The following is a 25,031-nucleotide window of genomic DNA, read 5'->3' as shown; positions in this document are numbered from 1 at the left end:
GAGGGCAATCATCACAAGGTTTGATATGTCGCGCAATCTCGATCTGACCGCCCTGCGCTCCTTCGCGGCCGTCGCCGATGCCGGCGGGGTGACGCGTGCCGCGGGCTTTCTCAACCTGACGCAATCCGCCGTCTCGATGCAGATCAAGCGGCTGGAGGAGTCGCTTGACCTTCAGCTGCTGGACCGCTCTGGGCGGTCGGTCGCGCTGACTGCCGCGGGCGAGCAGGTGCTGGGCTATGCCCGCCGCCTGCTGGCGCTGAACGACGAGGCGATCGCGCGGCTCACGCACCAGTCCTTCGAGGGCGAGATCGTGCTGGGGGTGCCGTCGGACATCGTCTATCCGGCGATCCCGCGGGTCCTGAAGCGGGTGCATGCGGAATATCCGCGGATGCGGGTGACGCTGGTCTCCTCTTATACGCGGCGGCTGAAGGCCCTGTTCGCGCGGGGCGATTGCGACCTGATCCTGACCACCGAGGACAGCACCGGCCCCGAGGGCGAGCAACTGATCGAGCTGCCGCTGGCCTGGATCGGCGCGCCCGGCGGATCGGCCTGGAAAAGCCGCCCCCTGCCCCTGGCGTTCGAACACAATTGCATCTTCCGCGTCGGCGTGCAGGAGGCGCTCGACCGTGCCGGGATCCCCTGGGTGATGGCGGTGGAATCGGATTCGACCCGCTCGATCGAGGCCTCGGTCAGCGCCGATCTTGCGGTGCATGCCCTCGTCGAAGGGGCCGAGCCGAAGTACCTGGAGCGCATCCCCCATGGCGGCGCCTTGCCGGAGCTGGCCTCGACCCGGATCAACCTCTATGTCGCGGACCCGGTGCATTCACCCGTGATCACGGCGACCGCCGAGATGATCCGCCAGACCTTCCGCGGGATCCGGGGCTGAGACGCGTCAGGGTGTGATCACAACCTTGCCGGTGGATTTGCGGCTACGCAGCAGCTCCATCCCCTCGGCCGCGCGCTCCAGCGGCAGGACATGGCTGACATGGGGATGCAGCCGCCCCTCGTCGTGCCAGCGGAACAGCTGAGTCAGGCTGTCGGTTACGACCTGCGGCCGGAACGCGCGGTAGCCGCCCCAGTAGAACCCGATCACGGTAAGGTTCTTGACCAGCAGCAGGTTCGCCGGGATCTGCGGCACCGTGCCGCTGGCAAAGCCGATCGACAGAAGCCGCCCCTCGGGGCGCGTCGCCCTGAGCGCCGCCATGAACAGATCGCCGCCCACCGGGTCGTAGACCACGTCGCATCCGCCCAGGCCCTTGACCACGGCGCGCAGATCGTCGGTGTCGCTGTCGATCAGGTGATCGGCCCCGGCGGCGCGCGCCACCGCAAGCTTGTCGGCGCCCCGGGCGCAAGCGATCACCTCCGCCCCCATCAGCTTGCCGATCTCGACCGCGGTCAGCCCCACGCCCCCTGCCGCCCCCAGCACCAGGAGACGCTCACCCTTGAGCAGATGCGCCCGGTGATCGAGCGCGACGTGGCTGGTGCCGTAGGCCACAGGAAAGGCCGCCGCGGTCTCGAATCCCATCCCGTCGGTGAGGGGTACGCAGCGGTCGGCCTCGATCACCGCGTGTTCCGCAAGCCCCCCGCGCCCCCCGAAGGCCGCGACGCGGGTGCCGACCGCCGGCGCGGTGACCCCCTCGCCCAGTGCCTCGACGGTACCGGCCATCTCCATCCCCAGCACGAAGGGCACGGGCGGGGTATCCTGGTACTTGCCCGTCACCATCAGCATGTCGGCGAAATTGAGCCCGCAGGCCGCCACCTTCAGCCGCAGCTCTCCCGGGCCGGGCTCGGGGATCGCGACATCGGCCAGTTCCGGGGCCTTGCCAAGCTCGGTCACCTGAAATGCGCGCATCGCCACCTCCCTCGTCGCTGCTGCCCCCGAAGCTGTAACCCGCCCCACACCGGAGGACCAGAGCGCGACACGCCCCCCCCCGCACAGTCACAGGCGGGGCACGTGCCCGCATCGGTTGCAAAACGCGCGCATCACTCGCAACTATTGCGAAATGCGTTGCAAAATGCGAATATCGCATAGGCTGAAATCGGCACGGGTCCGTCGCCCCTTATAGTTGTTGCACTAACTGAAGCAAGTTCTGTGCGCAGCGGGGGCCCGGGGGCGTTCACGGGGATCTTTTTCGCCTGTTTATGAGTTCCATGCGTTCTAACGGCACCCCGCAGCCAGAGTTGGAACGGATATTGCTTTTACTATCTGAGAGGCAACCATATACTCGTGCGAAATTCGGAGTAAGATCATGAAACATCCCGTCGACGCCCATGTTGGCAAGCGCATCAGACATCGGCGCTGGATGGTGGGCATGACCCAACAGCAACTCGCCGACAAGGTCGGCATCAAGTTCCAGCAGATCCAGAAGTACGAAACCGGGATGAACCGCGTCTCGGCCTCGCGTCTTTGGGACATCGCGGAATCCCTCGGCGTGCCGATCAGCTTCTTCTTCGAAGGCATCGACGAGAAGCGCGAGGCGCAAGGCAAGGTGACCGGCGACATCCTTGCCGACAAGGAGGCGCTGGAACTGGTGCGCTCCTACTACGCGATCCCGGAACAGCAGCGCCGCCGCCTGTTCGACCTGGCCCGCGTGCTGTCGGACGACGTCGCTTAGCCGACCGAACCGCTTGACCACACGCACAAGCCCCGGTAGCGCCGGGGACGGGTCAAGCGGGGAGACCGGGCATGACAAGACTGACGGAGGCCGCGCGCGACGAATTGCTGGCGCTGGCCCATGACTTGGCCGATGCGGCACGCGAAGAGACGCTGGCTCATTTCCGTCGCCCCGGTCTCGATGCAGACAACAAGGACGCGGCCGGGTTCGACCCCGTCACCGTTGCCGACCGCGCCGCGGAATCGCGGATGCGCGGGATCATCTCCGCGCGTCGGCCCGATGACGGTATCCTTGGCGAAGAGATGGGCCATGCCCGCGGGACGTCGGGCCTGACCTGGGTTCTCGACCCGATCGACGGCACCCGCGGCTACCTGTCCGGCACACCGACCTGGGGCGTGCTGATCGCGGTGTCGGATGCGGAGGGGCCGCTCCTCGGTCTGATCGACCAGCCCTATATCGGCGAACGTTTCGTCGGCGCGCCCGGCATCGCCACGATGACCGGGCCGCGGGGGACCTCCGCGCTCGCAACCCGCGCGGCGCGGCCGCTGGAGGCCGCGACCGTCTTCACCACCTTCCCCGAGGTCGGCACGCCCGACGAGGGCGCGGCCTTCCGCCGCGTCGCCGCACGCGCGCGGCTTACGCGCTACGGCATGGATTGCTATGGCTACGCGCTGGTCGCCCTGGGCCAGGTCGACCTGGTGATCGAGGCCGGGCTGAACCCCTACGACATCCAGGCCCCGATCGCGGTCATCGAGGCAGCGGGCGGCATCGTGACCGACTGGCAGGGCGGCCCCGCCCATGCTGGCGGCCGCGCCATCGCCGCCGCCAACCCCCGGATCCACGCCGAGGCGCTGGCGCTGCTTTCCGGCGGCTGAGCCCCCAGCCCTGCGCCCTCACGCCCTGCGCCCCGCCCGGGTTGCCCCTCGCGGCAACCTCGGCTACCAACAGGCCTGCACCCGCGTTCTTGACCCCATTCCGGCGGCGTGCCCACACAGGACGAAGGGGGTAAGATCCTGTGTGAGGGCGACATGAACGACATCCTTTTGCGCGGCGCGCAGACCATCGTCACCATGAACGACGCGGGGGACGAGCTGGCGGGCGCCGACCTTCTGATCCGCGGCGGCACCATCGCGGCGATCGGTCCGCGGATCGAGGCCCCGGGTGCCGAGATCATCGACGTCCGTGGCGCGGTCGTAACACCGGGCCTCGTGAATACGCACCACCACCTCTACCAGTCCATGACCCGCGCGGTGCCCGGTGCGCAGGATGCGCTACTGTTCGGCTGGCTGCGCAGGCTCTACCCGATCTGGGGCCGCATGGGGCCGGAACATTTCCACACCGCCGCGCTGACCGGGCTGGCCGAGCTGGCGCTTTCCGGCTGCAGCCTGACCTCGGACCACCAGTACATCTTTCCGAACGGTGCGCGGCTCGACGACACGATCGACGCGGCGCTGCGGGTAGGCCTGCGCTTTCACGCCACGCGCGGCGCCATGTCGATCGGCGAAGCGAAGGGCGGCCTGCCCCCCGACGCGCTGGTCGAGGACGAGGCGGCGATCCTGGCGGATTCGATCCGCGTCGTGGATGCCTTCCACGATCCGGCGCCCGGCGCGATGGTGCGGGTCGCGCTGGCCCCCTGCTCGCCCTTCTCGGTCAGCCGCGAACTGATGCGCGATGCGGCGCTCCTTGCGCGCGACAAGGGCGTCATGCTGCACACCCATCTTGCCGAGAACGACGAGGACGTCGCCTATTCGCTGGCGCGTTTCGGCTGCCGCCCGGGGCAATATGCCGAGGATCTCGGCTGGACCGGCCCGGATGTTTGGCATGCCCATTGCGTAAAGCTGGAAAGTTCGGAAATTGAACTTTTTTCCCAGAGCCTGACGGGGATTTCCCATTGCCCATGTTCGAATTGTCGCCTCGGCTCGGGCATCGCGCCGGTCCGCGAGATGCGTGATGCGGGCGTCCGGGTGGGCCTCGGGGTCGATGGATCGGCCTCGAACGACGGTGCGAACCTGATCGAGGAGGCCCGCATGGCGATGCTGTTGCAACGCGTCAGCCGCGGCGCCGACGCAATGTCCGCCCGCGAGGCGCTGCGCCTTGCCACCCGCGGCGGGGCCGAGGTTCTGGGCCGCGACGACGTGGGCCAGCTGGCCGTCGGCATGCGGGCCGATATCGCGCTGTGGGACGTGACCGGGGTGGAGAGCGCGGGGTCATGGGATCCGGCCGCGCTTCTCCTCGCCGGCCCCCGGCGCGTGCAGCACCTCTTCGTCGAGGGGCGGCAGGTGGTCCGCGATGGCCGGATCGCCACCCTCGACCTGCCCCGGGTGATCGAGGACCAGACCCGACTAGCCCGGGCCCTGGCGGACTAGGGCGCGATCACGCCGGTGTCGGTGACGATCAGGTCCAGCGGCTCGTCCGTCGCCTCGATCGGCACCTCGGCCACCTCCTGTGCGGCGAAAGCATAGCCGATGGCCAATGTCGGGCGGCGCGCCCGCAGCGCCTGCAGCGTACGATCGTAGAACCCGCCGCCATAGCCCAGCCGATAGCCGCGCCGGTCGAAGGCCAGAAGCGGCACGATCAGTACCTCGGGTTCGATCCACGCGCCGGCCTCGGGGATCAGAGCACCGAACTCGCCCGTCACCATCGCGGCGCAGGGCGTCCATTCCCGGAACCCGAGGGGCTGTCCGCGCCCCAGGATCACCGGAACGCACACCGGCCCGGGATGCGCCGCCATGGCGGGAAGGGGATCGATCTCCGTCCGCATCGGCATGTAGCCGGAGACCGACTTTTCCGCATGCCCTCCAAGCACTTGCAGAAGGTTCCTCACAGCGTAGCCCTGCCCCTCGGCAAAGGCCGCCTTGCGCGCGGCGAAGGCCGCCTTGCGCGCCGCGGCCTTTGTCTCGGCAAGCCCTGCGCCGCTCATAGCAGGATCATCGAGGCAAGCCAGAGGAAGGAAAAGAAGCCCACGACATCGGTCACCGTCGTGACGAAGGCACCGGAGGACAGCGCCGGGTCAAAGCCCACCTTCTCCAGCCCCAGCGGGATCAGGATGCCCGCCAGCGCGGCGGCGAAGAGGTTGATGATCATCGCAAGGCCGATCACCAGCCCCAGCACCGGCTGGCCGAACCAGAAATAGCTGATGATCCCCATGATCACGCCGAAGAACACGCCGTTCGCCACCCCTTGCGCGATTTCGCGCAGGATCACCCGGCCGACGTTGGAATGGGTCAGCGACCGCGTCGCAAGCGCCCGGACCGCGACGGTCAGCCCCTGCGTGCCGGCGTTGCCCCCCTGCGAGGCGACGATCGGCATCAGCACCGCCAGCGCCACCAGTTTGGAAATCGTGCCCTCGAAGACCGAGATCACCAGCGATGCCAGGATCGCCGTCATCAGGTTGACGAACAGCCACGGGAACCGCTGCTTGACCGTCTCCATCCAGCTGTCCGAGAGCGACCCCTCGCCGACACCGGCGAGGCGCAGGATGTCCTCCTCGTGCTCCTCGTCCAGCACGTTCATGGCGTCGTCGATGGTGATGACGCCGACCAGCCGGTCGTCATCGTCCACCACCGGGGCGGAAATCAGGTGGTACTGGTTGAAGAGATAGGCGACGTCGGCCTCTTCCTCGGTCGCGCGGATGGTGCGGAACATCTCTTCCATGATGTCGCGCAGCTTGACGTCGCGCTTCGACGACAGCAGGCGGCCGAGGGTGACGTTGCCCACCGGCTTCATCCGCGGATCGACGAGGATGACGTGGTAGAACTGGTCCGGCAGCCATTCCTCGGCGCGCAGGAAATCGATCGTCTCGCCCACGGTCCAATGCTCAGGCGCGACCACCGTCTCGCGCTGCATCAGACGGCCCGCGGAATATTCCGGGTAGGACATCGCCTGCTGCACAGCCACGCGGTCGGCATCGTCAAGCGCGTCGAGGATGATGCCCTGCTGCGGTTCCTCGAGATCCTCGAGAATGTCGACGATGTCATCCGAGTCGAGTTCGCTGACCGCCTCGCCCAGAAGCTCCGGCGGCAGCGCCGCGATCACCTCTTCGCGGATCCCCTCGTCGAGTTCCGACAGGATGTCGCCGTCGATCTCTCCGGACCAGAGCTTGAGCAGTTCGGCACGCTCGCTGGCACCGATCTGTTCCAGAAGGTCGGCGATGTCGGCCGGGTGGAGCGGGTCGAGAAGTTCGTTCAGGCGGGTGGCGTCGCGGTCCTCGATCGCCTCGAGGATGGCGTCGCGCCGCTCGCGGCTGAGGCCGTGCACCTCTTCCTCGCGGCTTTCCTCCCGGTTCTCGGGGCGGGGGTCTTCGATCGTCGCTTCGTCGGTCATCACGCCCCCGCTGGCCGGTTCCGGGAATTTCGCGGACCCTAGCCGAAAGTGTTTCTGGGAAACAGGGGAAATGGCAAAATTTACCCTGCCGTGAAAGCCGCATAGCATGGGGAAAGGTGGCGCAAGGAGACCCCATGGCAGAGCTGATTCTGGGCCAGGTGCTGGCCTTTGCAGGCGATCCCTTCGCCGAGGGGCCGGGCGCGGCACGGCACGAGAGACGGGGCGCCGTGCTGGTCGAAGGTGGCAAGATCGCCGCGGTCGGTTCGGCGGATGCGTTGCGCGCGGCGCACCCGGGCGCGACTGTCACCGACATGGGGGATGCCCTGCTGTCAGCGGGCTTTGTCGACGCCCATGCGCATTACCCGCAGACGGCGATCATCGCGTCCTGGGGCAAGCGGCTGATCGACTGGCTTAACAGCTATACCTTCCCCGAGGAAATGCGGTTTTCGGACAGCTCCTACGCCGAGACTGCCGCCGAAACCTATTTCGACCTGACCATTTCCAACGGCACGACGACCACGGTCAGCTATTGCACCATTCACCCCGAAAGCGTCGACGCCTACTTCGGCGCGGCGCGCAAGCGCGGCCTGCGCGCACTTGGCGGCAAGACCTGCATGGACCGCGACACCGCGCCGGAGGGGCTGCGCGACACCGCGCAGTCGGCCTATGACCAGTCCAGGGCCCTGCTGGAACGATGGCACGGGGTCGACCGGCTGTCCTATGTCATCACGCCGCGCTTCTCGCCCACCTCGACGCCGGAACAGCTCTCTGCGCTCGGCGCGCTCTGGGCCGAGCACCCCGAGTGCCTGATGCAGACCCATCTGAGCGAGCAGATCGACGAGATCGCCTGGGTCAAGTCGCTCTACCCGCAAGCGCGCGACTACCTCGACACCTACGAGGCGCATGGCCTTCTGGGGGCTGGCGGCCTGTATGGCCACGCGATCCACCTTGAGCCGCGCGAGATCGACCGGCTGGCCGAGGTAGGCGCCAGCCTTATCCATTGCCCGACGTCGAACACCTTCATCGGCTCGGGGCTATTCGACATGGGCGGGCTGACGCGGCGGGGGCTGAAGGTGGGCCTCGCCACCGACACCGGGGGCGGGTCGTCCTTTTCCATGCTGCGCACCATGGCGGCGGCCTACGAGGTGGGGCAGCTTCGCGGTCGGCCCCTGCATCCGTCGGAATTGTGGTGGCTGGCCACCCAGGGCTCCGCCCGCGCGCTGGGGCTGGAGGGGAAGATCGGCAATCTCGCCAAGGGGATGGAGGCCGATCTTGTGGCGACCGACCTGGCCTCGACCCCGGCGATCGCGCAGCGCGCGGCACGGGCTGGCGACCTGTGGGAGGCGCTCTTCCCCACCATCATGATGGGCGACGACCGGGCCGTAAGCGCGGTCTGGGCGGGCGGACGGCGGGCGAAGTAGCCCGCCCTCCCCATCAGCGCGGCGTTGACGTCAGCGCAGCTTCAGCGTGGCGAGGCCGATCAGCGCGAGGATCAGCGAGATGATCCAGAAGCGGATGACGATCTGCGGCTCGGCCCAGCCCTTCTTCTCGAAATGGTGGTGGATCGGCGCCATCAGGAACACCCGCTTGCCGGTGCGCTTGAAGTAGAGCACCTGGATGATCACGCTCAGCGCCTCGACCACGAAGAGGCCGCCGACCACGGCCAGCACGATCTCGTGCTTGGTGGCCACGGCGATCGCCCCCAAGGCACCACCAAGGGCCAGCGACCCGGTATCGCCCATGAACACCGCCGCGGGCGGCGCGTTGTACCACAGGAACCCCAGCCCGCCGCCGATCAGGCCCGCGACGAAGACCAGAAGCTCCCCCGTGCCGGGCACGTAATGCAGGTCGAGGTAGTCGGCGAAATTGGCGTTCCCCACGACATAGGCGATCACCCCCAGCGTGCCGGCGGCAATCATCACCGGCATGATGGCAAGACCGTCAAGGCCATCGGTCAGGTTCACCGCATTCGCGGATCCCACGATCACGATCATGCCGAAGGGGATGTAGAAATAGCTCAGGTGCAGGAGCACCCGCTTGAAGATCGGCACGGCGAGGTCGCCGCGCAGGTCCGGCGGCTGCACCCACATCACCACCGCTGTCGCCAGCGCCGCGATCACCAGCCCAAGCAGGAACCGGGTGCGGCTGGACACGCCCTTGGTGTTGTTCTTGGTGACCTTCTTCCAGTCGTCGGCAAAGCCGATCGCGCCGAAGCACAGCGTCACGACCAACACCAGCCAGACATAGACGGTGTCGAGCCGGGCCCAGAGCAGCGTCGACAGCGTCAGCGCGGCAAGGATCAGCACGCCCCCCATCGTCGGCGTTCCGGCCTTGACGAAATGCGTCTCGGGCCCGTCATCGCGGATCGGTTGGCCGCGCTTCTGGCGTACCCGAAGAAAGGCGATCAGCGGCCGGCCGAACAGGAATCCGAACACCAGTGCGGTGAAGAATGCGCCCCCGGCCCGGAAAGTGATGTAACGAAACAGGTTGTAGAAGTCGCCGCCCTGCGCGAGGGCGCTCAGCCAGTAGAGCATTCAGAGGGGTCCTTGGCTTAGGGATGCGCCCGCTTGCGCCAATTTGCGCAGCGCGTCAACCACGAGGCTGACCTTGACGCCCTTCGATCCCTTGACGAGCACGACATCGCCCGCATCGACAAGCTGATGGGCGTGGGCGGCAAGGTCGGTGGCCTTCTCGACCCATTCGCCGCGCTGGCGGCGCGGCAACGCCTGCCACAGGCCGCGCATCCGCGGCCCGACGCAATGGATCGTGGCTATCTTGTCCAGGCCGGGGTGCCTGGCGATATCGACATGCATCGCGGCCTCATCCGGCCCAAGCTCCAGCATGTCGCCGAGGATGGCGATGCGCCGCCCCTCGGCCAGCCGCCCCACGTCATGCACCGGCTCCGCCGCGATCAGCACGTCGAGCGCGGCCGCCATCGAGGCGGGGTTGGCGTTGAAGGCATCGTCGATCAGGTCGAAGGCCATGCGGTCCTGCACCACGTCCATCACGACGGTCTCGCGCATGCCCCGGCCCACCACCGGGGTCCAATGGCCGAGGTCTGTCGCGGCGATGGCCAGATCGAGGCCAAGGGCCTCTGCCACCGCCAGGGCCCCCAGAGCATTGGCCGCGAAATGCCGTCCGGCCGATTGCACCTTGAACAGCACCGGGGCGCCGCGGGCCTCGGCCTGAACGACCGTGGTGTCACGGCTGAGCGTGACGCTCGACAAACGGAAATCCGCCGTCTTATCAGATCCGAAGAGGATGACCTTCGCGTCAACCTTCTGCGCCTTCGCGGTCAGGATCGGCGTCACCTCCAGGTCGGCGGGCAACACCGCCGTCCCGCCCGGCTCCAGCCCGTCGAGGATCGCGGCCTTCTCACGTGCGATGCCCTCGACATTCTCGAACGCCTCGAGGTGGACGGCGGCGACGGTGGTGATCATCGCCACGTGCGGCCGCGCCATGACGGCCAGCGGGGCGATCTCACCGGGGTGGTTCATGCCGATCTCGATCACCGCGAAATCGCTGTCCGCAGGCATCCGCGCCAGCGTCAGCGGCACGCCCCAATGGTTGTTGTAGCTGGCCTCGGCGGCATGCACCCGCCCCTGCCCGCCAAGAACGGCGCGCAGCATCTCCTTGGTGGAGGTCTTGCCGACGGATCCCGTCACCCCCACCACGCGCGCGCCGCAACGCGCCCGTCCCGCGACCCCGAGTCGCCCCAGCGCCGGCAGCACCTCATCGACGATGAGCAGCGGCGCATCGGCCGCCACGCCCTCGGGCACCCGGCTGACCATCGCCGCACAGGCACCCTTTTCCAGCGCCTGGGTCACGAATTCATGACCGTCGCGCAGGTCGGTCAGCGCGACGAACAGGTCTCCCGGCTGCAGCGTGCGGGTGTCGATCGACACGCCGGTCGCCGCGAAATCGCGGGTCGCGCGCCCCCCGGTCGCGGCGGCCGCGTCGGCGGCAGTCCAGAGGATCGTCATGCCAGTTTCCCTTCCAGCGCGGCGACGGCGAGGCTGGCCTGTTCGGCATCGTCGAAGGGATAGATCGTATCGCCGACGGTCTGGCCGCTCTCGTGCCCCTTGCCGGCGACCAGAAGGGCATCGCCCGGCCCCAGCGCGTCGACCCCGCGCAGGATCGCTTCGGCCCGGTCGCCGACCTCGGTCGCCTGTGCGCAGCCTTCGCGCACTTCGGCGCGGATCGCCGCCGGATCCTCGGAGCGTGGGTTGTCATCGGTGACGATGACAAGGTCGGCATGCTGGGCCGCGGCACGTCCCATCAACGGACGCTTGGTGCGGTCGCGATCGCCGCCCGCGCCGAGGATCACCACGATCCGTCCCATCACATGCGGGCGCAAAGCCTTCAGCGCGGTCGCCACCGCGTCAGGCGTGTGCGCGAAATCGACAAAGACCGGCGCGCCGTTCGCCCGCGTGGCAACGTGCTGCATCCGGCCGCGGACCGTGGTCAGCCGCTCAAGCACCGCAAAGACCGCCTCCGGCGGTTCGCCCGCCGCGATCACGAGGCCGGCAGCCAGCATCACGTTGTCGGCCTGGAACCCGCCGATCAGGTTGAGGCGGATCTGGTGCGGCTGGCCCTGCCATTCGAAGCGGAGGTCCTGCCCCGTCGCGTCGAAGCGCTGGCCGGTGATGCGCAGGTCGCAGCCCTCGCCCCGGCCCACGGTGATCACCTCCTGGCCACGCCGCTCGGCCACCTTCCGCATCTCGGCGCCCTTCGGGTCGTCGGTGTTGATCACAGCGTGCCCGTCTACCGGCAGCACCCTGTCGAAAAGCCCCGCCTTGGCCGCGAAATAGGCCTCGAACGTGGCGTGGTAGTCGAGGTGATCCTGCGTGAAGTTGGTGAAACCCGCGGCGGCCAGGTCCACCCCGTCCAGGCGGCGCTGATCCAGCCCGTGCGAGGAGGCCTCCATCGCCGCATGGGTCACGCCCGCGCGCGCAGCCTCGGCCAGCGCGCGGTGCAGGGTGATGGGCTCGGGCGTCGTGTGGTGCAGCGGCGCGGTCCAGCTGCCTTCGATTCCCGTGGTGCCGAGGTTGATCGCCGCAAGGCCGAGCTCGACCCAGATCTGCCGCGTGAAGGTGGCAACGGAGGTCTTTCCGTTGGTGCCTGTCACCGCGACCATGGTGGCGGGCTGGACCCCGAACCAGAGCGCCGCGGCCATCGCCAGCGCCTGGCGCGGATCCTCGGCCACGACGACGGGCACGCCCGCCTCGGCCAGCCGCTCGCGCGCCTCGGCCGCACCCTGCGGGTCGGTCAGAACCGCCCCCGCCCCGCCGGCAAGCGCCGCGTCGAGAAAGGCCGCGCCGTGCACCTTCGACCCGGGGAGCGCCGCGAACAGGCAGCCCGGCGTCACCGCCCGGCTGTCGACGCAAAGCCCGGTGACCTGCGCCTCGCGTCCGCCGCGGGCTGCCAGGCCAAGCTCGGCAAGGGTTTTCGTCTGTTCGGTTCCGACCATTGCCGCCCCTCCAGATCGCTGCGTTCAGGTATGCTGCACTCGGAATCGCCGCCGTCAGTTCTGAGCGAGCTTTACGCCATTGAGCGAGGCGGTTTCAACTTGCGGCCGCATGCCCAGAAGCGGCGCGACACGGCGCACGATCTCGGCCGCGACCGGCACCGCCGTCCAGCCGGCCGTGCGCTTGGCATCCTTGCCGGTACCGTCCGAGGGTTCGTCCAGCGTCACCACGAGGACGTATTTCGGATCGCGGGCCGGGAACACGCTGGCGAAGGACGAGACGACCTTGTTCTTGTAATAGCCGCCCTGCGGATCGGGCTTGTCGGCGGTACCCGTCTTGCCCGCTATGTCGTAGCCCTTGACGTTCCCCATGGACGCGGTGCCCTGGGTCACCACCTGCCGCAGGATCGCCCGCGCGGTGGCCGAGACCTTCTCGGACACGACGCGCGGCCCGACCTTCGGGTGGTCGGTCTTGATCAGCGTCGGATAGATCCGCATCCCGCCGTTCAGGATCGAGGCATAGGCCGTCGCAAGATGCAGCGGGCTGACGGCCAGGCCATGGCCATAGGCGATGGTGGAGGAGGCGACATCGGTCCATTTCGGCGGCAGGATCGGCTTGGCGCCCTCGGCCTCGACCAGCTGCACGCCGGTCGTGTTGAGCAGCCCGAGCGTGCGCAGGAAGGCCTCCTGCTTCTCGGGGCCGATCATCTGGGCCATTCGCGCGGCCCCGATGTTGGAGCTTTCGACGAGGATCTTGGTCACCGTCATCTGGCTGCCGTAATTGTGGAAATCGTGGATCAGGAAGCCGCCCAGGCGGAACGGCTTGGTGTCGATCACGGTATCGGGGGTGACGAGGCCCATCTGCAGCGCCTGCGCCAGCACGAAGAGCTTGAAGGTCGAGCCGAGCTCGTACACCCCCTGCACCGCGCGGTTGAACAGCGGCGAATCGCCGGGGTCCTTGGTCGGCTTCGGGGTCGGTCGCTCGTTCGGGTCGAAGTCGGGCAGCGACACCATCGACACGATCTCGCCCGTGTGGACGTTCATCAGGACCGCCGCCGCCCCCTTGGCATGCAGCATGTCCATCCCGGCCTTGAGGACCTCGCGCACCGTTGCCTCGGCCGTCAGGTCGAGCGACAGCACCAGCGGCTTGCCGCCATTCGCCGGGTCGCGCAGCCAGTTGTCATAGACCTTCTCGATCCCGCCGACGCCGACGAGTTCCGCCGAATCGACGCCCTCGCGGCCGAAACGCACGCCGCCGAGGATGTGCGAGGCGAGGTGGCCGTTGGGATAGAGCCGCATCTCGCGCGGGCCGAACAGGAGGCCCGGATCGCCGATGTCGTGCACCTCCTGCATCTGCTCGGGCGAGAGGGTCTTGCGAATCCACACGAAGGTGCGCTTGCCGGTGAACTGGCGTTCCATCCGGGCAAGATCCAGATCCGGGAAGATCTTCTTGAGGTCCTTGGCCACCGCCACCGGGTTGATCATCTGCTGCGGCTGGGCATAGAGCGAATAGGTCGCCATGTTGGTGGCGAGGATGTTGCCGTCGCGGTCGACGATGTCGGCGCGCTGATTGAGGATCTGGCTGTCCGCCGACCCGCTGGCGCGCGGCTCGGTCGGGTCCGAGGCCGAAATCATCCCCATCCGCAACCCCACGGCAATGAAGGCCACGAAAAAGAAGGCCCCCAGCACCAGAAGGCGCCCCTCGGCGAGGTGGCGCTGGCGGTCGCGCATCTGCTCGTGCCGCTGGCGGATGTTCTCGCGCTCGATGACGTCGGGATTCTCCCCCTTGGCGCGGGCCTGGAGGATGCGGGCGAGCGGGCGGAGGGGGGTGCGGGTCATGGGTTCTGCCCGTCCTTGTCGTTCAGATCGGTGGTCTTGCTATCGGCGGATGCGGTCTTCACGCCGTCGGCGCCCTTGTCGTCGTATTCGCCGGGTGTCGGATAGGGGATCTGGCTGACGTCGCCGAACTGTTCGGGCGCCATCGGCACCAGCTTTAGCCGTTCGAAGTTCAGAAGCGCCAGTTCGCGCAGCCGCGCCGGGCGGTTGAGATAGGCCCATTCGGCACGCTGCATGCCGAGGTTCTCCTTCAGCCCGGCAATCTCGTGCTGGAGCGCCGTCACCTTCTTCAGCGCGTGCTGGGTGCCGTAGTTCTCGCGGTAGGCCCAGAACACCAGCGCCATCACGGCGAGGGAGGTGAGAATGTAAAGAAGGTTCTTCATCGTCCCCGTTTCCTTGCCCCGCCGGCGCGTTTCCCGCCGTCCCTATCCCCTGCCCCGAGGACGCCGTAGCCCGGCAGCCCCAGCCGCGTGCGATCAACCGGCGACGCCGGCTTATCAGTCCGTTCCGCGACGCGCAGCTTGGCCGAGCGCGCACGGGGGTTTTCCGCCAGTTCCTCGTCGTCCGGCCCCACCGCCTTGCGCAGGGTCAGCGTGAAACGCGGCGCGTCCTCCTCGGCCTGCGGCGCGTAACGGTTGGCGTTTCCGGTCTGGCTGGCCCGCATCTGCAGGAAGCGCTTGACCACCCGATCCTCGAGCGAATGGAAGGTGACCACCGCCAGCTTTCCGCCCGGCTTCAGTGCACGCTCGGCGGCCTCCAGCCCGTCGACCAGCTGATCGAATTCCGCGTTCACCGCGATCCGGATCGCCTGGAAGGAGCGGGTCGCCGGGTGGCTTTGCCCCGGCTTCGGACGAGGCAGGCATTTTTCAACGATACCAACCAGTTGCAGCGTGGTGGTGATCGGCTCCACCTCGCGCGCCTTGACGATCGCGCGGGCGATCCGGCGCGAGGCGCGCTCCTCCCCGTAATGGAACAGGATGTCGGCCAGCTCCGCTTCCGGGGCATCGGCCACCAGGTCGGCTGCGCTCGGCCCCTCCTGGCTCATCCGCATGTCGAGGGGGCCGTCGCGCAGGAAGGAAAACCCGCGCTCGGCCTGGTCGAGCTGCATCGACGAGACGCCGAGGTCCAGCACAACGCCGTCCACCGGCTCGCCCGCCAGGTCATCCATGTCGGAGAAGGTGCCATGGCGCAGGATCAGCCTTTCGCCATAGGGCGCGCCCCACTCCGCCGCCATCTGCAAGGCCAGCGGATCGCGGTCGATCCCGGTCACGCGATGCGCCCCCGCCTCCAGCAGCCCGCGGGTATAGCCGCCCGCCCCCAGCGTGCCGTCGATCCAGTGGCCCGATACGGGGGCGACGGCAGCAAGCAACGGACGCAGAAGAACCGGAACGTGCGGGGCAGAGGGCGCGGCCCCCGACATCACCCCTGCCCCTTCGCAGCGGCAAGCAGGGCGTGAGGATTGAAGCCCTCGCCCTGGCTGGCCAGGAAGTCGCGAGTGCGGTTGGCGCGCATTTCCTTGTGGGCGGCGGGCGACCAGATCTCGAACCGGTTGCCCTTGGCCAGGAACAGCGCCTCGCCGTCGATGCCGATCATGTCGCGCAGGTCCTTCGACAGGACGATACGGCCGTCGTCGTCGACCGAGAATTCCTGAACGCAGGAATAGTAGAGATCTTCCATCACCTCGCGCTCGACCGACCCGGGGGTCAGATCGTCGATCTGGTCATGCATCTCGGAAAGACCCTCGACCGAATACCCTTCGAGGTAGGGGCGCCCCTCTTCACCATAGGCGATGTTCAGCGTGGGGCGGGCGCCGGCGGTCCAGGCGGGATCGGAGGTCTCGATGACGCGGCGAAACGAGGCGGGGATGGAAACACGGCCCTTGCCGTCCACCTTCTGCTCGAATCTGCCTACGAATTTGCGCGCCACCTTGATCGCGCCCTTTCATCAAAGTCCCTTGCCCGGACCCAGCGGGCTTTCGGCCCCCGGAACGGAAAACGGCGGTCGGGCTGCTGCCACTGCCCGATCCGCCGCCCTCGTCCCATCTCTGGGTTTGTCCAGCTACGCATGCCACCTGGGGGGATGTCTGCTCGCTCGCGCGCCGGATCTCTTCAGTTCGATGAAAGCGGCTGCCTGTATGAACCTGCTTTTTGCCTTGTTCGGGGTCTTTGGTCGCCCCATCTCTTGGCCGTCTCATCGTGGATACAGGGATGCCACGGGAATTCATGGAACTCAATGGAGAAACGCGGACCGAACCGCGAAAATTGCAGAGAATCGTCGAACGAGAAGCAAGTGTCGACCCAAGTCAACCCAACCAAATCGAAGTGATAGACAAGGATGTCGCCACAGACACAACATATTGCGCTGAAGAGGCTTACCCCACCGGGTGGGGCAAATTCCCACGCTTTGGGGCGCTATGACCAAAACGACACAGTTTGCAATCCAGTTCCAAAGAGTGTCGATTCTGTCTTCCCATAGGAATTGCCATAAAACACAGGCATTCACGCCGCAGTGATTCGGGTCACACGGGAAAATCCCCGCCACGCACCATGCACAGACCATCCTGTCCCATGCCGTCCCGGGGGCGAGTACCATGCAATCCCAGGTGCAGGACACAGAAGCGCCCGGCCGTCGGGACAGCCGGGCGCGGATCTCACGGGACGGGATGGGATGGAACGGGCGCGAGGCCCCGCCTCAAGCCTTGTGCTAAGCCTTGCCCTCGTCGACCAGGCGCTTCGCGATCTTCATGTAGGCCTCTGCCGCCGCTCCCTCGCCCGCAGCCACAGGCGTCCCCGAATCACCCGCCAGCCGCACCGACAGGTCCAGCGGCAGCTCGCCCAGCAGCGGCACGCCCAGCTTTTCCGCCTCGGCCGCCACGCCGCCATGACCGAAGAGATGCTCCTCATGCCCGCAGTTCGGGCAGACGTAGGTGGACATGTTCTCGATCATCCCGAGAATCGGCGTCTTCAGCTTGTCGAACATGTCGATCGCCTTGCGCGCATCCAGAAGCGCCACGTCCTGCGGCGTCGACACCACCAGGGCGCCGGTCATGACCGTGCGCTGGCCCAGAGTCAGCTGCACGTCGCCCGTGCCGGGCGGCAGATCGACGATCAGCACGTCAAGCTCGCCCCACTGCACCTTGTTGAGCAACTGCTGCAATGCCCCCATCAGCATCGGCCCGCGCCACACCAGCGCGGTTTCCGGCGGCACCATCAGGCCGATGGACATCATCGTCACGCCATGCGCCTTCAGCGGCACGATGGTTTCCCCGTCCGGAGATTCCGGGCGGGCATCCACGCCCATCATCCGCGGCTGCGAGGGGCCGTATATATCGGCGTCCAGAAGGCCGACGCGCCGCCCTTGCCGCGCCAGCGCGACGGCCAGGTTGGCCGAGACGGTCGACTTGCCCACACCGCCCTTGCCCGAGGCGACCACCAGTATCCGGTCGACGCCCGCCACCTTCTGCGGCCCACCCTGCTGCGGTGTCGGGTGCCCGCCGATCTTCAGCCGCGGCGGCTGCTGGCCCTGGTCGCCCGACGGAGCAGCGCCCTGCCCCGCCTGTCGGGTCGGCGCGGTCAGCGCCGCCGTCACCCGGGACACGCCGGGCAGCTGCGCCACCGTCTCCTCGGCGATCGCGCGCAACTTCTCCATGGCCTTGGCGGCCTCGGGGCTGGGTGCCTCGATGACGAATCGGACGTGATCTCCCTCGACGGTCAACGCGCGCACCAGATCGCGCGAGATGACATTGCTTCCATCCGGGAATGACAGCGCCTTGAGCGCCTCGAGCACGGCTTCGCGGGTCGCGGCCATGGGGGCCTCCTCTCCTGTGCTACGCATGCAGTCAGGCGCATACCTCTTCTCGAATCGCGCCGAGGACAAGGGCGGGGACACAGGTTCCGTACAAAAACTGTCGCCTTTTTGTGCCAGACCCCCGATTTGAGGTCCAGAAAAGGTCAGTACGAGTTATGCAATTGCCGCATGGCAGCATTTCCGACTTGGGGCATTGTGCAGCCGCAGCATTTCGCTAAATTGAGTTCAACGAAGACGAGCAATGACGCTGCAAGCAAGACGAAAGAAGAAACCATGGCTACCCTGAGCGCGACCCATGCTTCCGCCGGTGCCCATAACGGGCGTTTGGCCCACCTGAAATCCCAGTTCGGTGCCGCGATGGAGCGTCGCCGGATCTACAAGACCACGATGAACGAACTGCGCGCCCTGAGCGACCGCGATCTGGCGGACCTCGGCCTGCACCGTTCGATGATCAAGCGGATCGCCCTCGAAGCGGCGAACAAGGTCTAAGAGGTTCCTAGGAAGGCTCTCTCCTCCTCCCTGAGCCTTCCAAATCTCGCGGCGACACCTCTCCTCCTCCCTGGTGTCGCCGCCTTTTCTTCCCGGAGCCCGCGCCGCAAGGCGCCCGCTCCACCCAGTTACGAAAGGCCCTTCCTCCTCCCTGGGCCGATCGTATCAGCGGCGGCGCCTCTCCTCCTCCCTGGCGCCGCCGCACCCAGATACCGGGTTCCGCCCCACGACGCGGGATCCACCAGGTTACGGAAGGCCCTTCCTCCTCCCTGGGCCGATCGTATCAGCGGCGGCGCCTCTCCTCCTCCCTGGCGCGGCCGCACCCCATATCGGGTTTCGCGCGAAGACGCGGGATCCACCAAGTTACGGAAGGCCCTCTCCTCCTCCCTGGGCCATTCGTATCAGCGGCGGCGCCTCTCCTCCTCCCTGGCGCGGCCGCACCCCATACCGGACCTGCGGGTCCGAGCCATTGCGAAAGGCCCTCTCCTCCTCCCTGGGCCGATCGTATTCGGCGGCGGTGCCTCTCCTCCTCCCTGGCACCGCCGCCATTTTTGTTTCCCACAGACAGAAACGCCCGCCGGGAAACCCCGCGAGCCGCGTTCGATGACAGCCGTTCGATGCCGGCCAGGCATGAGAATGTCATGTTTGGAGCCGCCCCCAGCGCGCGGGCCGCCGCATCGGCGCCCTGCCGCAGGGTCCGGGCCGATCGGTCGCTGGCCCGACACCCCGAACCTAGCCCGCGACACTGCGATGTCAGAAAGAGAAGCGGCCCACGGGGCCGTCCCCGGTCAGCCCGCCTTCATCCGGTCGCGGAGCGTGTTCACCTCGTCGCGCAAGCGCACGAGTTCGCCGATTTCCATCCCGGCCTTCTCGGCGATGCAGGCCGGGATATGCGCGGCGCGGGCCCGCATCTCCCGCCCCGCGGCGGTAAGGTGAATGCGGACCTGCCGCTCATCCCGGGCGTCCCGGCGGCGCGTGACCAGCCCCGCCGCCTCAAGCCGCTTCACCAGCGGCGTAAGCGTGCTCGATTCAAGCTGCACCTCGCGCGCGATGTCCCCCAGGGACGGCGCATGCTCGGGGTCTTGCTCCGCCCCCCGGTCCCACCCCTCCGCCGCGCCCGACCAGAGCGCGCTCATCACAAGGTACTGCGGATAGGTCAGCCCCAACTCATCCAGATAGGGACGATAGGCCTGCTGCATCGCATGCGCGGCCGAATAGAGGGCGAAACAGATCATGTCGTGCGGTGCGAGGGTCATGGCACGATAATAAATCGCACGCGATAGACTGGCAAGCGATTGACACACTGCCCGCCTCGACCTAATTAAATCGCACACGATACAATCGCATGCGAAGGGAAACGGAGATGTCCATCGACCCCAAGTACTGGACCGAGGCCCAAGCCAGCGGCGGCGGCCGTGACGGCCTGTCGCGACTGACCTCGGGAATGCTGACCGTCACGATGAACCCGCCGCAGGAACTTGGCGGTGCCGGCAAGGGGCACAATCCCGAGGAGCTGTTCGCGCTCGGCTATGCCGCATGCTATCTCGGCGCGATGCGCTTCGCCGCGCAGAGCGAGAAGCTGGGCACCGTGCCGGCCGACACCACCGTCAACGCCCATGTCGGCATCGGGCCGCGTAGCGACGGCGGCTTCGGCCTGAAGGTGAAGCTTGAGGTGAAGATGCCGGGCACCGACCGCGCCACGGCCGAGAAGATCGCCGAGCGCGGCGACTTCATCTGCCCCTATTCGAACGCGACCAAGGGCAATATCGACGTCGAGATCGTCGTGCTCTGACCCGCGGCGCCTCCCCGGCCCCCAGCTGCCCCGTCGTAGCCACGACGAGGCGCCGAGGGGCGCCCGAGGAGGCGCGCGCCCCGTCAGTCCAGCTCGCCTGCCTCGCGCATCCGCTCGAGACCGGCCTCGAGATACTCGCTGACCATCGGCTGACCGAGCAGGTAGGACGAGACCGAGGCATCCTCGCGCTCCGCCGCCTGCTCCATCAGCTCGTCCCACTCCTCGGGATCGCCATCCTCGCGCCCGATCCAGAACAGGGCCACCAGCGCGTGCTGCTGCTCCTCGTTCATGCCTTCGATCTCGGCGATCAGTTCGTCCTCGGTCATCTCGCCCGCGCTGTCCTGAAGCACGTCCGGACCCTCGTCGTCGGTCGGGTTCCCGCCCGGGTCGTCGATGTCGGCGTCTTCCTTGGCCATCACCGCGTTGAACCGCAGGACCAGCTCCTCGATTTCCTCGTCGTCGAACGGCAACTCGGCCATGGCATCCTCCTTCGCGGTCGACAGCAATCCGGGGGCGAACGCGGGATCCGCCCCGGGGTTCCTCGGATCGCCTCGGAATGGAAGGGAATTTCACGCAGGCCCCGGTTCATGCCGGCATCTGGGGCACGGGCATCATGGAACGGGTACCAAGGAACGGGCGCCAAGGAACGGGAACGGGCGCGCCGGTTGTCAGGCGTCTCGGCGGCTGGCGAAGAATTCACGCAGAAGGGCCGCAGCCTCTGCGGCGGCGATCCCGTCGTAAACCTCGGGAACATGGTGGCTTTGCGGGTGGGCAAAGACCCGCGGGCCCTGCGCCACTCCGCCGGATTTCGGGTCGGCGGCGCCATAGTAGAGGCGCGCGATCCTGGCCTGGCCGATCGCCGCGGCACACATCGGGCAGGGTTCCAGCGTGACGTAGAGCGCGTGCCCCGGCAGGCGTTCCGACCCCATGGCGGCACAGGCCGCGCGCAGGGCCAGTATCTCGGCATGCGCCGTTGGATCGGCAAGCTCGCGCGTGCGGTTGCCGGCCTGCGCCACGACCCGGCCGTCGGGTGCCACGATTACCGCGCCCACCGGCACCTCGCCCCGGCGGGCGGCGGCGCGGGCCTCGGCGAGGGCCCTGTCCATATGGCTGGTGAAACGCGTCATCGGCTCTCTCTGCCCGCGCGCCGCCACGCTGGCAAGGCGCTTTCGCCCGGGCGCGAACGGCGGTAGAAGGCTTTGCATGAGCACAGACACCCCTCCCTCCGACAAGACACCGCCCCAGGGCCGGGCCGGCGACCGCATCGCCAAGGTCATCGCCCGCGCGGGCCTCGCCTCGCGCCGTGGCGCCGAGGAGATGGTGGCCCAAGGCCGTGTCTCGGTGAACGGCAAGGTGATCGACAGCCCGGCGCTGAACGTGACCGACCGCGACCGCATCACCGTCGACGGCACCCCCCTTGCGGCGGCCGAACCGCCGCGGCTGTGGCTCTACCACAAGCCCGAGGGGCTGGTGACCTCGGCCAAGGACGAGAAAGGGCGGCGGACCGTGTTCGACGCCCTGCCCGAGGATATGCCCCGGGTGATGTCGATCGGGCGGCTCGACCTCAATTCCGAAGGCCTCCTGCTGCTGACCAACGACGGCGAGATCAAGCGCCGGCTTGAACTGCCCTCGACCGGCTGGCTGCGCAAGTACCGTGTCCGGGTCAAGGGCGCACCGGACGATGCCATGCTCGCCCCGCTGCGCAAGGGCATGGAGATCGAGGGCGAGCGGTTCCAGGGCATGGACGTGACGCTGGATCGTCAGCAGGGGTCGAACGCCTGGCTGACGGTCGGTCTGCGCGAGGGCAAGAACCGCGAGATCCGCCGCGCGATGGAGGCTGTGGGCCTGACCGTGAACCGGCTGATCCGGATCTCCTACGGCCCGTTCCGGCTGGGGGAACTGGCCCCTGGCGCGGTCGAGGAGGTGCGTGCCAAGGTGCTGCGCGACCAGTTGGGCCTCGACCATGACAAGCCCGAACCGACCGGCACCGCCAAGGCCCGGCCGCGCGGCAAGGGCCCGGGCAGGCCGGTTCCGAAATCGGACCCCAAAGCAGGGCCGAAGGAAGGTCTCAAGGCTGGTTTCAAGGCCAGCTTCAAGACGGGCGGCAAAGCTGCGACCATGTCCGGGGTGACGCCGATGGCGGCATCGTCCGGTCGTGGCGGGCATGGCGATGGCAAGGATGCCGGCCCGAAGGACGGGCCGAAAGGCGGACCGAAGGGCGGCAATTCGAAGGGCGGGCCGAAGCCCGGCGCGCGCCGGGTGATCCGCACGCGCCGCGACAGCTGACCCGCCTTCCTGCCCGCGGCTGGCGAATCTGTCAGGCGCGGCGGGCGCTTGCGTCTGGCGAAAGCCGCCCCCATCTCCTATACTCGTAACGGGCGCGGCACGCGCCCTGGGTGACGCTCGCTGGGGGCAGGATGTCCGGAACAGGCCTACAGAAACTGTCGTATTTCCTGTTGCTGGCGCTCATCGTCTACGCCGCCTTCGCGGGGGGTGTCTGATGGCCCAGCGGTATGGTGGCAAGTACAGCCCCGGCGGCCCGCCCCCCGGGATGGACCAGAGCAGCGCCACCCCGAAGCCCAACGCCTTTCACGGCAAGCGCCCGACGCGGGCCGGAGCGCGGGTGAATTTCCTGTTCCTCGTCCCGCTGCTGATCGGGATCAAGGCCTTCGGGCAGGGCCCTGTCGGCCTTGCCCTCGACCTCTGCGCACTGGGGCTGATGCTTCTCTCCGCCTGGCTCACGCGTGAGGGGCTCCTGGCCGAGGAAGCCTACGAAGCGCGCAAGGTCGCCCGCCGCCCGGCGATTCCGCGCAAGATCTTCGGCTCGGTCCTGATGGGCGCAGGGCTGGGCCTCGCGGGGTTCGTGGCCCCCGGCGGCATCGTGGCGCCTGTGGTCTTCGCGGTGCTGGGCGCCGTCCTGCACTTCGGCGCCTTCGGCCCGGACCCCATGCGCGACAAGGGGATGGAGGGGATCGACAGCTTCCAGACCGACCGCGTCGCCCGCGCCGTCGAGGAGGCCGAGAAATACCTTGCCGCCATCCACGACGCGATCCTGCGCACGCAGGACCGCCAGCTGGTGACCAGGGTCGATACCTTCCTTGCGACCGCCCGCAAGATGTTCCGAACGATCGAGGACGACCCGCGCGACCTGACCGCATCGCGCAAGTACCTGGGCGTCTACCTCATGGGGATGCGCGACGCGACGGTGCGCTTTGCCGATCTCTACGCGCGGGGCCATGATGCTGGCCCCCGCAAGGATTACGTGGCACTCCTCGACGATCTCGAGGCCAATTTCACCGCCCAGACGCAAAAGCTCCTGGCCGACGACCGCAGCGATCTGGACGTTCAGATCGACGTGCTGCGCGAACGGCTTCAGCGCGAGGGCGTCTCATCCGTCTGACCCATTCCAACCGGCGATAGACCCAGCGAGGGAAAGGAATTCACGATGACCGAGGATGTTCGCGCCAAGGCCCAGGCCACGCTTGCCGAGGTCGAGGCGGTCAGCAAACAGGTCCTGCCAGCCCCCACCGAGGCGGCCGAGGTGACGAAGCTGTCCGACGCCCCCACCCCGGTGGCCGAGGAAATCCGCAAGCGGATGTCCGAGATCGACATGGCCAATACCCAGTCGATCATCTCCTTCGGCTCGAACGCGCAGGGCGAGTTGCAGGTGATCAGCCAGTCCATGCTGTCGGGCGTGCGCAACAAGGACGTGGGCCCGGCGGGCGACAGCCTGCGCCAGATCGTCACCACGATCCGCGGCTTCTCGGTCAATGAACTCGACGTCCGGCGCAAGCGGTCATGGTGGGAAAAACTCACCGGCCGCGCCGCCCCCTTCGCCCAGTTCGTGGCCCGCTACGAAGAGGTGCAGGGCCAGATCGACCGCGTGACCGAGGATCTCGACCAGCATCAGCACAAGCTCCTGATCGACATCAAGTCGCTCGACCAGCTCTATGCCAAGACGCTGACCTTCTACGAGGAACTCGCGCTCTACATCTCGGCGGGCGAGGAAAAGCTCAAGGAATTGGACGAGACCACGATTCCCGCCAAGGAGGCCGAGGTGAAGGCCGCCCCCGAGGACGACCAGGTGATCCGCGCGCAGGAGTTGCGCGACCTTCGCGCCGCGCGCGACGATCTGGAACGTCGGGTGCACGACCTGAAGCTCACGCGGCAGGTGACGATGCAGTCGCTGCCCTCGATCCGGCTGGTGCAGGAAAACGACAAGTCGCTGGTGACCAAGATCAACTCCACCCTCGTGAACACCGTACCGCTGTGGGAAACCCAGCTGGCGCAGGCGGTGACGATCCAGCGCTCGCGCGAGGCGGCGGAATCGGTGCGCGCGGCGAACGATCTGACGAACGAGTTGCTGACTGCCAACGCCAAGAACCTGCAGGAGGCCAACAAGGTCGTCCGCACCGAGATGGAGCGCGGCGTCTTCGACATCGAGAAGGTGAAGGAAGCCAACGACACGCTGATCGCCACGATCAACGAAAGCCTCCAGATCGCCGACGACGGGAAGAAGAAACGCGCCGCCGCCGAAGAGGAGCTGGTGAAGATGGAGCACGACCTGCGCGACACGCTGGCCTCGGCCAAGGCGCGCGCGGACGGTGTCGGCGACAACGCCGGCACCGCAGTGCCGCGGTAAGGCGCAGGTGCGGGCGGCGCCTCCCCTGCGCCCGCTTGGCGGGGTCCTGGCACTCGGCCT

24 protein-coding genes are annotated in these 25,031 nt (G+C 67.7%); 10 read left to right on the top strand and 14 right to left on the bottom strand.

The window, feature by feature from the left end; genetic code table 11:
* Positions 1–25 precede the first annotated feature (25 nt).
* Positions 26–886, top strand: coding sequence for a LysR family transcriptional regulator (locus CVV76_RS18610; protein ID WP_102226193.1), 861 nt, complete (start codon positions 26–28; stop codon positions 884–886).
* Positions 887–892: 6 nt separating this feature from the next.
* On the opposite strand, the gene CVV76_RS18605 is transcribed toward CVV76_RS18610, so the two are convergent.
* Positions 893–1,852, bottom strand: coding sequence for an NADPH:quinone oxidoreductase family protein (locus tag CVV76_RS18605; protein ID WP_102226192.1), 960 nt, complete (start codon positions 1,850–1,852; stop codon positions 893–895).
* 397 nt (positions 1,853–2,249) lie between these two features.
* On the opposite strand from CVV76_RS18605, the gene CVV76_RS18600 reads away from it, so the two are divergent.
* The 3 genes from CVV76_RS18600 to CVV76_RS18590 all read left to right on the top strand — a co-directional run bounded on the left by CVV76_RS18600 (position 2,250) and on the right by CVV76_RS18590 (position 4,981).
* A complete protein-coding gene (locus CVV76_RS18600) occupies positions 2,250–2,615 on the top strand; it encodes a helix-turn-helix domain-containing protein (protein ID WP_102226191.1) in 366 nt (121 codons plus the stop codon).
* Between the two features lie 71 nt (positions 2,616–2,686).
* Positions 2,687–3,490 carry a histidinol-phosphatase gene (gene hisN / locus CVV76_RS18595; RefSeq protein ID WP_102226190.1) on the top strand — a complete coding sequence of 268 codons (804 nt, stop codon included), beginning with the start codon at positions 2,687–2,689 and terminating at the stop codon, positions 3,488–3,490.
* A gap of 153 nt (positions 3,491–3,643) precedes the next feature.
* The gene (locus CVV76_RS18590) at positions 3,644–4,981 is read left to right on the top strand and encodes an 8-oxoguanine deaminase (protein ID WP_102226189.1); all 1,338 of its coding nucleotides are present in this window, start codon (positions 3,644–3,646) and stop codon (positions 4,979–4,981) included.
* Here the strand turns inward: CVV76_RS18590 and CVV76_RS18585 are convergent.
* Positions 4,978–5,535 carry a 5-formyltetrahydrofolate cyclo-ligase gene (locus tag CVV76_RS18585; protein ID WP_102226188.1) on the bottom strand — a complete coding sequence of 186 codons (558 nt, stop codon included), beginning with the start codon at positions 5,533–5,535 and terminating at the stop codon, positions 4,978–4,980. The two genes, CVV76_RS18590 and CVV76_RS18585, sit on opposite strands and share 4 nt — an antisense overlap.
* Positions 5,532–6,938 carry a magnesium transporter gene (gene mgtE / locus CVV76_RS18580; protein WP_102226187.1) on the bottom strand — a complete coding sequence of 469 codons (1,407 nt, stop codon included), beginning with the start codon at positions 6,936–6,938 and terminating at the stop codon, positions 5,532–5,534. Before mgtE ends, CVV76_RS18585 begins: the two co-directional genes overlap by 4 nt.
* A 134-nt stretch (positions 6,939–7,072) precedes the next feature.
* Between mgtE and guaD the strand changes: the two genes are divergently transcribed.
* Positions 7,073–8,359, top strand: a complete 1,287-nt coding sequence (guaD, locus tag CVV76_RS18575) for a guanine deaminase (RefSeq protein WP_102226186.1) — start codon at positions 7,073–7,075, stop codon at positions 8,357–8,359.
* A gap of 30 nt (positions 8,360–8,389) precedes the next feature.
* Here the strand turns inward: guaD and mraY are convergent, their stop codons facing one another.
* The 8 genes from mraY to CVV76_RS18535 all read right to left on the bottom strand — a co-directional run bounded on the left by mraY (position 8,390) and on the right by CVV76_RS18535 (position 18,048).
* Positions 8,390–9,472 (bottom strand): phospho-N-acetylmuramoyl-pentapeptide-transferase, encoded by a 1,083-nt coding sequence (gene mraY, locus CVV76_RS18570; RefSeq protein WP_102226185.1) that lies wholly within the window; start codon positions 9,470–9,472, stop codon positions 8,390–8,392.
* Positions 9,473–10,921, bottom strand: coding sequence for a UDP-N-acetylmuramoyl-tripeptide--D-alanyl-D-alanine ligase (locus tag CVV76_RS18565; RefSeq protein ID WP_102226184.1), 1,449 nt, complete (start codon positions 10,919–10,921; stop codon positions 9,473–9,475).
* Positions 10,918–12,408: a UDP-N-acetylmuramoyl-L-alanyl-D-glutamate--2,6-diaminopimelate ligase gene (locus tag CVV76_RS18560; RefSeq protein WP_102226183.1), complete on the bottom strand. Its 1,491-nt coding sequence runs from the start codon at positions 12,406–12,408 to the stop codon at positions 10,918–10,920. The genes CVV76_RS18565 and CVV76_RS18560 overlap by 4 nt, the downstream gene beginning before the upstream one ends.
* A 54-nt stretch (positions 12,409–12,462) precedes the next feature.
* The gene (locus tag CVV76_RS18555) at positions 12,463–14,244 is read right to left on the bottom strand and encodes a peptidoglycan D,D-transpeptidase FtsI family protein (RefSeq protein WP_102226182.1); all 1,782 of its coding nucleotides are present in this window, start codon (positions 14,242–14,244) and stop codon (positions 12,463–12,465) included.
* Positions 14,241–14,624, bottom strand: a complete 384-nt coding sequence (gene ftsL / locus CVV76_RS18550) for a cell division protein FtsL (protein ID WP_199178648.1) — start codon at positions 14,622–14,624, stop codon at positions 14,241–14,243. Before ftsL ends, CVV76_RS18555 begins: the two co-directional genes overlap by 4 nt.
* Positions 14,621–15,661, bottom strand: a complete 1,041-nt coding sequence (gene rsmH / locus CVV76_RS18545) for a 16S rRNA (cytosine(1402)-N(4))-methyltransferase RsmH (protein ID WP_102226181.1) — start codon at positions 15,659–15,661, stop codon at positions 14,621–14,623. The genes ftsL and rsmH overlap by 4 nt, the downstream gene beginning before the upstream one ends.
* The gene (locus CVV76_RS18540; RefSeq protein WP_102226180.1) at positions 15,661–16,167 is read right to left on the bottom strand and encodes a division/cell wall cluster transcriptional repressor MraZ; all 507 of its coding nucleotides are present in this window, start codon (positions 16,165–16,167) and stop codon (positions 15,661–15,663) included. Before CVV76_RS18540 ends, rsmH begins: the two co-directional genes overlap by 1 nt.
* Before the next feature lie 777 nt (positions 16,168–16,944).
* The gene (locus CVV76_RS18535) at positions 16,945–18,048 is read right to left on the bottom strand and encodes an Mrp/NBP35 family ATP-binding protein (RefSeq protein WP_102226179.1); all 1,104 of its coding nucleotides are present in this window, start codon (positions 18,046–18,048) and stop codon (positions 16,945–16,947) included.
* A gap of 273 nt (positions 18,049–18,321) precedes the next feature.
* Between CVV76_RS18535 and CVV76_RS18530 the strand changes: the two genes are divergently transcribed.
* The gene (locus CVV76_RS18530; RefSeq protein WP_102226178.1) at positions 18,322–18,537 is read left to right on the top strand and encodes a DUF1127 domain-containing protein; all 216 of its coding nucleotides are present in this window, start codon (positions 18,322–18,324) and stop codon (positions 18,535–18,537) included.
* Positions 18,538–19,325: 788 nt separating this feature from the next.
* On the opposite strand, the gene CVV76_RS18525 is transcribed toward CVV76_RS18530, so the two are convergent.
* On the bottom strand, positions 19,326–19,793 hold the full coding sequence (locus CVV76_RS18525) for a MarR family winged helix-turn-helix transcriptional regulator (protein WP_199178647.1): 468 nt from the start codon (positions 19,791–19,793) through the stop codon (positions 19,326–19,328).
* Between the two features lie 107 nt (positions 19,794–19,900).
* Here CVV76_RS18525 and CVV76_RS18520 point away from each other — a divergent pair, with 107 nt between their 5' ends.
* On the top strand, positions 19,901–20,329 hold the full coding sequence (locus CVV76_RS18520) for an organic hydroperoxide resistance protein (protein ID WP_102226176.1): 429 nt from the start codon (positions 19,901–19,903) through the stop codon (positions 20,327–20,329).
* An 83-nt stretch (positions 20,330–20,412) separates the two neighbouring features.
* Here CVV76_RS18520 and CVV76_RS18515 read toward each other — a convergent pair whose 3' ends face one another.
* Positions 20,413–20,808 carry a DUF3775 domain-containing protein gene (locus CVV76_RS18515; protein WP_102226175.1) on the bottom strand — a complete coding sequence of 132 codons (396 nt, stop codon included), beginning with the start codon at positions 20,806–20,808 and terminating at the stop codon, positions 20,413–20,415.
* A gap of 189 nt (positions 20,809–20,997) precedes the next feature.
* Entirely contained in the window at positions 20,998–21,456 is a 459-nt protein-coding gene (locus tag CVV76_RS18510) for a nucleoside deaminase (protein ID WP_102226174.1), read from the bottom strand.
* A 76-nt stretch (positions 21,457–21,532) separates the two neighbouring features.
* Between CVV76_RS18510 and CVV76_RS18505 the strand changes: the two genes are divergently transcribed.
* The 3 genes from CVV76_RS18505 to CVV76_RS18495 all read left to right on the top strand — a co-directional run bounded on the left by CVV76_RS18505 (position 21,533) and on the right by CVV76_RS18495 (position 24,971).
* Positions 21,533–22,615, top strand: coding sequence for a pseudouridine synthase (locus tag CVV76_RS18505; protein WP_102226173.1), 1,083 nt, complete (start codon positions 21,533–21,535; stop codon positions 22,613–22,615).
* 214 nt (positions 22,616–22,829) lie between these two features.
* Positions 22,830–23,729, top strand: a complete 900-nt coding sequence (locus CVV76_RS18500) for a 5-bromo-4-chloroindolyl phosphate hydrolysis family protein (protein ID WP_102226172.1) — start codon at positions 22,830–22,832, stop codon at positions 23,727–23,729.
* Between the two features lie 45 nt (positions 23,730–23,774).
* Positions 23,775–24,971, top strand: coding sequence for a toxic anion resistance protein (locus CVV76_RS18495; RefSeq protein ID WP_102226171.1), 1,197 nt, complete (start codon positions 23,775–23,777; stop codon positions 24,969–24,971).
* Positions 24,972–25,031: the final 60 nt, after the last annotated feature.

This window comes from Acidimangrovimonas sediminis (genome assembly GCF_002871005.1).
Taxonomy (GTDB): Bacteria; Pseudomonadota; Alphaproteobacteria; order Rhodobacterales; family Rhodobacteraceae; genus Acidimangrovimonas; species Acidimangrovimonas sediminis.
This window is presented reverse-complemented; position numbering and strand designations above follow the sequence as displayed.

What these genes read in the sequence shown, in the direction of transcription:
- CVV76_RS18610 (WP_102226193.1), top strand. Translation starts at nt 26, where the DNA reads ATGTCGCGCAATCTCGATCTGACCGCCCTGCGCTCCTTCGCGGCCGTC.
- CVV76_RS18605 (WP_102226192.1), bottom strand. Translation starts at nt 1,852, where the DNA reads ATGCGCGCATTTCAGGTGACCGAGCTTGGCAAGGCCCCGGAACTGGCC.
- CVV76_RS18600 (WP_102226191.1), top strand. Translation starts at nt 2,250, where the DNA reads ATGAAACATCCCGTCGACGCCCATGTTGGCAAGCGCATCAGACATCGG.
- hisN (WP_102226190.1), top strand. Translation starts at nt 2,687, where the DNA reads ATGACAAGACTGACGGAGGCCGCGCGCGACGAATTGCTGGCGCTGGCC.
- CVV76_RS18590 (WP_102226189.1), top strand. Translation starts at nt 3,644, where the DNA reads ATGAACGACATCCTTTTGCGCGGCGCGCAGACCATCGTCACCATGAAC.
- CVV76_RS18585 (WP_102226188.1), bottom strand. Translation starts at nt 5,535, where the DNA reads ATGAGCGGCGCAGGGCTTGCCGAGACAAAGGCCGCGGCGCGCAAGGCG.
- mgtE (WP_102226187.1), bottom strand. Translation starts at nt 6,938, where the DNA reads ATGACCGACGAAGCGACGATCGAAGACCCCCGCCCCGAGAACCGGGAG.
- guaD (WP_102226186.1), top strand. Translation starts at nt 7,073, where the DNA reads ATGGCAGAGCTGATTCTGGGCCAGGTGCTGGCCTTTGCAGGCGATCCC.
- mraY (WP_102226185.1), bottom strand. Translation starts at nt 9,472, where the DNA reads ATGCTCTACTGGCTGAGCGCCCTCGCGCAGGGCGGCGACTTCTACAAC.
- CVV76_RS18565 (WP_102226184.1), bottom strand. Translation starts at nt 10,921, where the DNA reads ATGACGATCCTCTGGACTGCCGCCGACGCGGCCGCCGCGACCGGGGGG.
- CVV76_RS18560 (WP_102226183.1), bottom strand. Translation starts at nt 12,408, where the DNA reads ATGGTCGGAACCGAACAGACGAAAACCCTTGCCGAGCTTGGCCTGGCA.
- CVV76_RS18555 (WP_102226182.1), bottom strand. Translation starts at nt 14,244, where the DNA reads ATGACCCGCACCCCCCTCCGCCCGCTCGCCCGCATCCTCCAGGCCCGC.
- ftsL (WP_199178648.1), bottom strand. Translation starts at nt 14,624, where the DNA reads ATGAAGAACCTTCTTTACATTCTCACCTCCCTCGCCGTGATGGCGCTG.
- rsmH (WP_102226181.1), bottom strand. Translation starts at nt 15,661, where the DNA reads ATGTCGGGGGCCGCGCCCTCTGCCCCGCACGTTCCGGTTCTTCTGCGT.
- CVV76_RS18535 (WP_102226179.1), bottom strand. Translation starts at nt 18,048, where the DNA reads ATGGCCGCGACCCGCGAAGCCGTGCTCGAGGCGCTCAAGGCGCTGTCA.
- CVV76_RS18530 (WP_102226178.1), top strand. Translation starts at nt 18,322, where the DNA reads ATGGCTACCCTGAGCGCGACCCATGCTTCCGCCGGTGCCCATAACGGG.
- CVV76_RS18525 (WP_199178647.1), bottom strand. Translation starts at nt 19,793, where the DNA reads ATGACCCTCGCACCGCACGACATGATCTGTTTCGCCCTCTATTCGGCC.
- CVV76_RS18520 (WP_102226176.1), top strand. Translation starts at nt 19,901, where the DNA reads ATGTCCATCGACCCCAAGTACTGGACCGAGGCCCAAGCCAGCGGCGGC.
- CVV76_RS18515 (WP_102226175.1), bottom strand. Translation starts at nt 20,808, where the DNA reads ATGGCCGAGTTGCCGTTCGACGACGAGGAAATCGAGGAGCTGGTCCTG.
- CVV76_RS18510 (WP_102226174.1), bottom strand. Translation starts at nt 21,456, where the DNA reads ATGACGCGTTTCACCAGCCATATGGACAGGGCCCTCGCCGAGGCCCGC.
- CVV76_RS18505 (WP_102226173.1), top strand. Translation starts at nt 21,533, where the DNA reads ATGAGCACAGACACCCCTCCCTCCGACAAGACACCGCCCCAGGGCCGG.
- CVV76_RS18500 (WP_102226172.1), top strand. Translation starts at nt 22,830, where the DNA reads ATGGCCCAGCGGTATGGTGGCAAGTACAGCCCCGGCGGCCCGCCCCCC.
- CVV76_RS18495 (WP_102226171.1), top strand. Translation starts at nt 23,775, where the DNA reads ATGACCGAGGATGTTCGCGCCAAGGCCCAGGCCACGCTTGCCGAGGTC.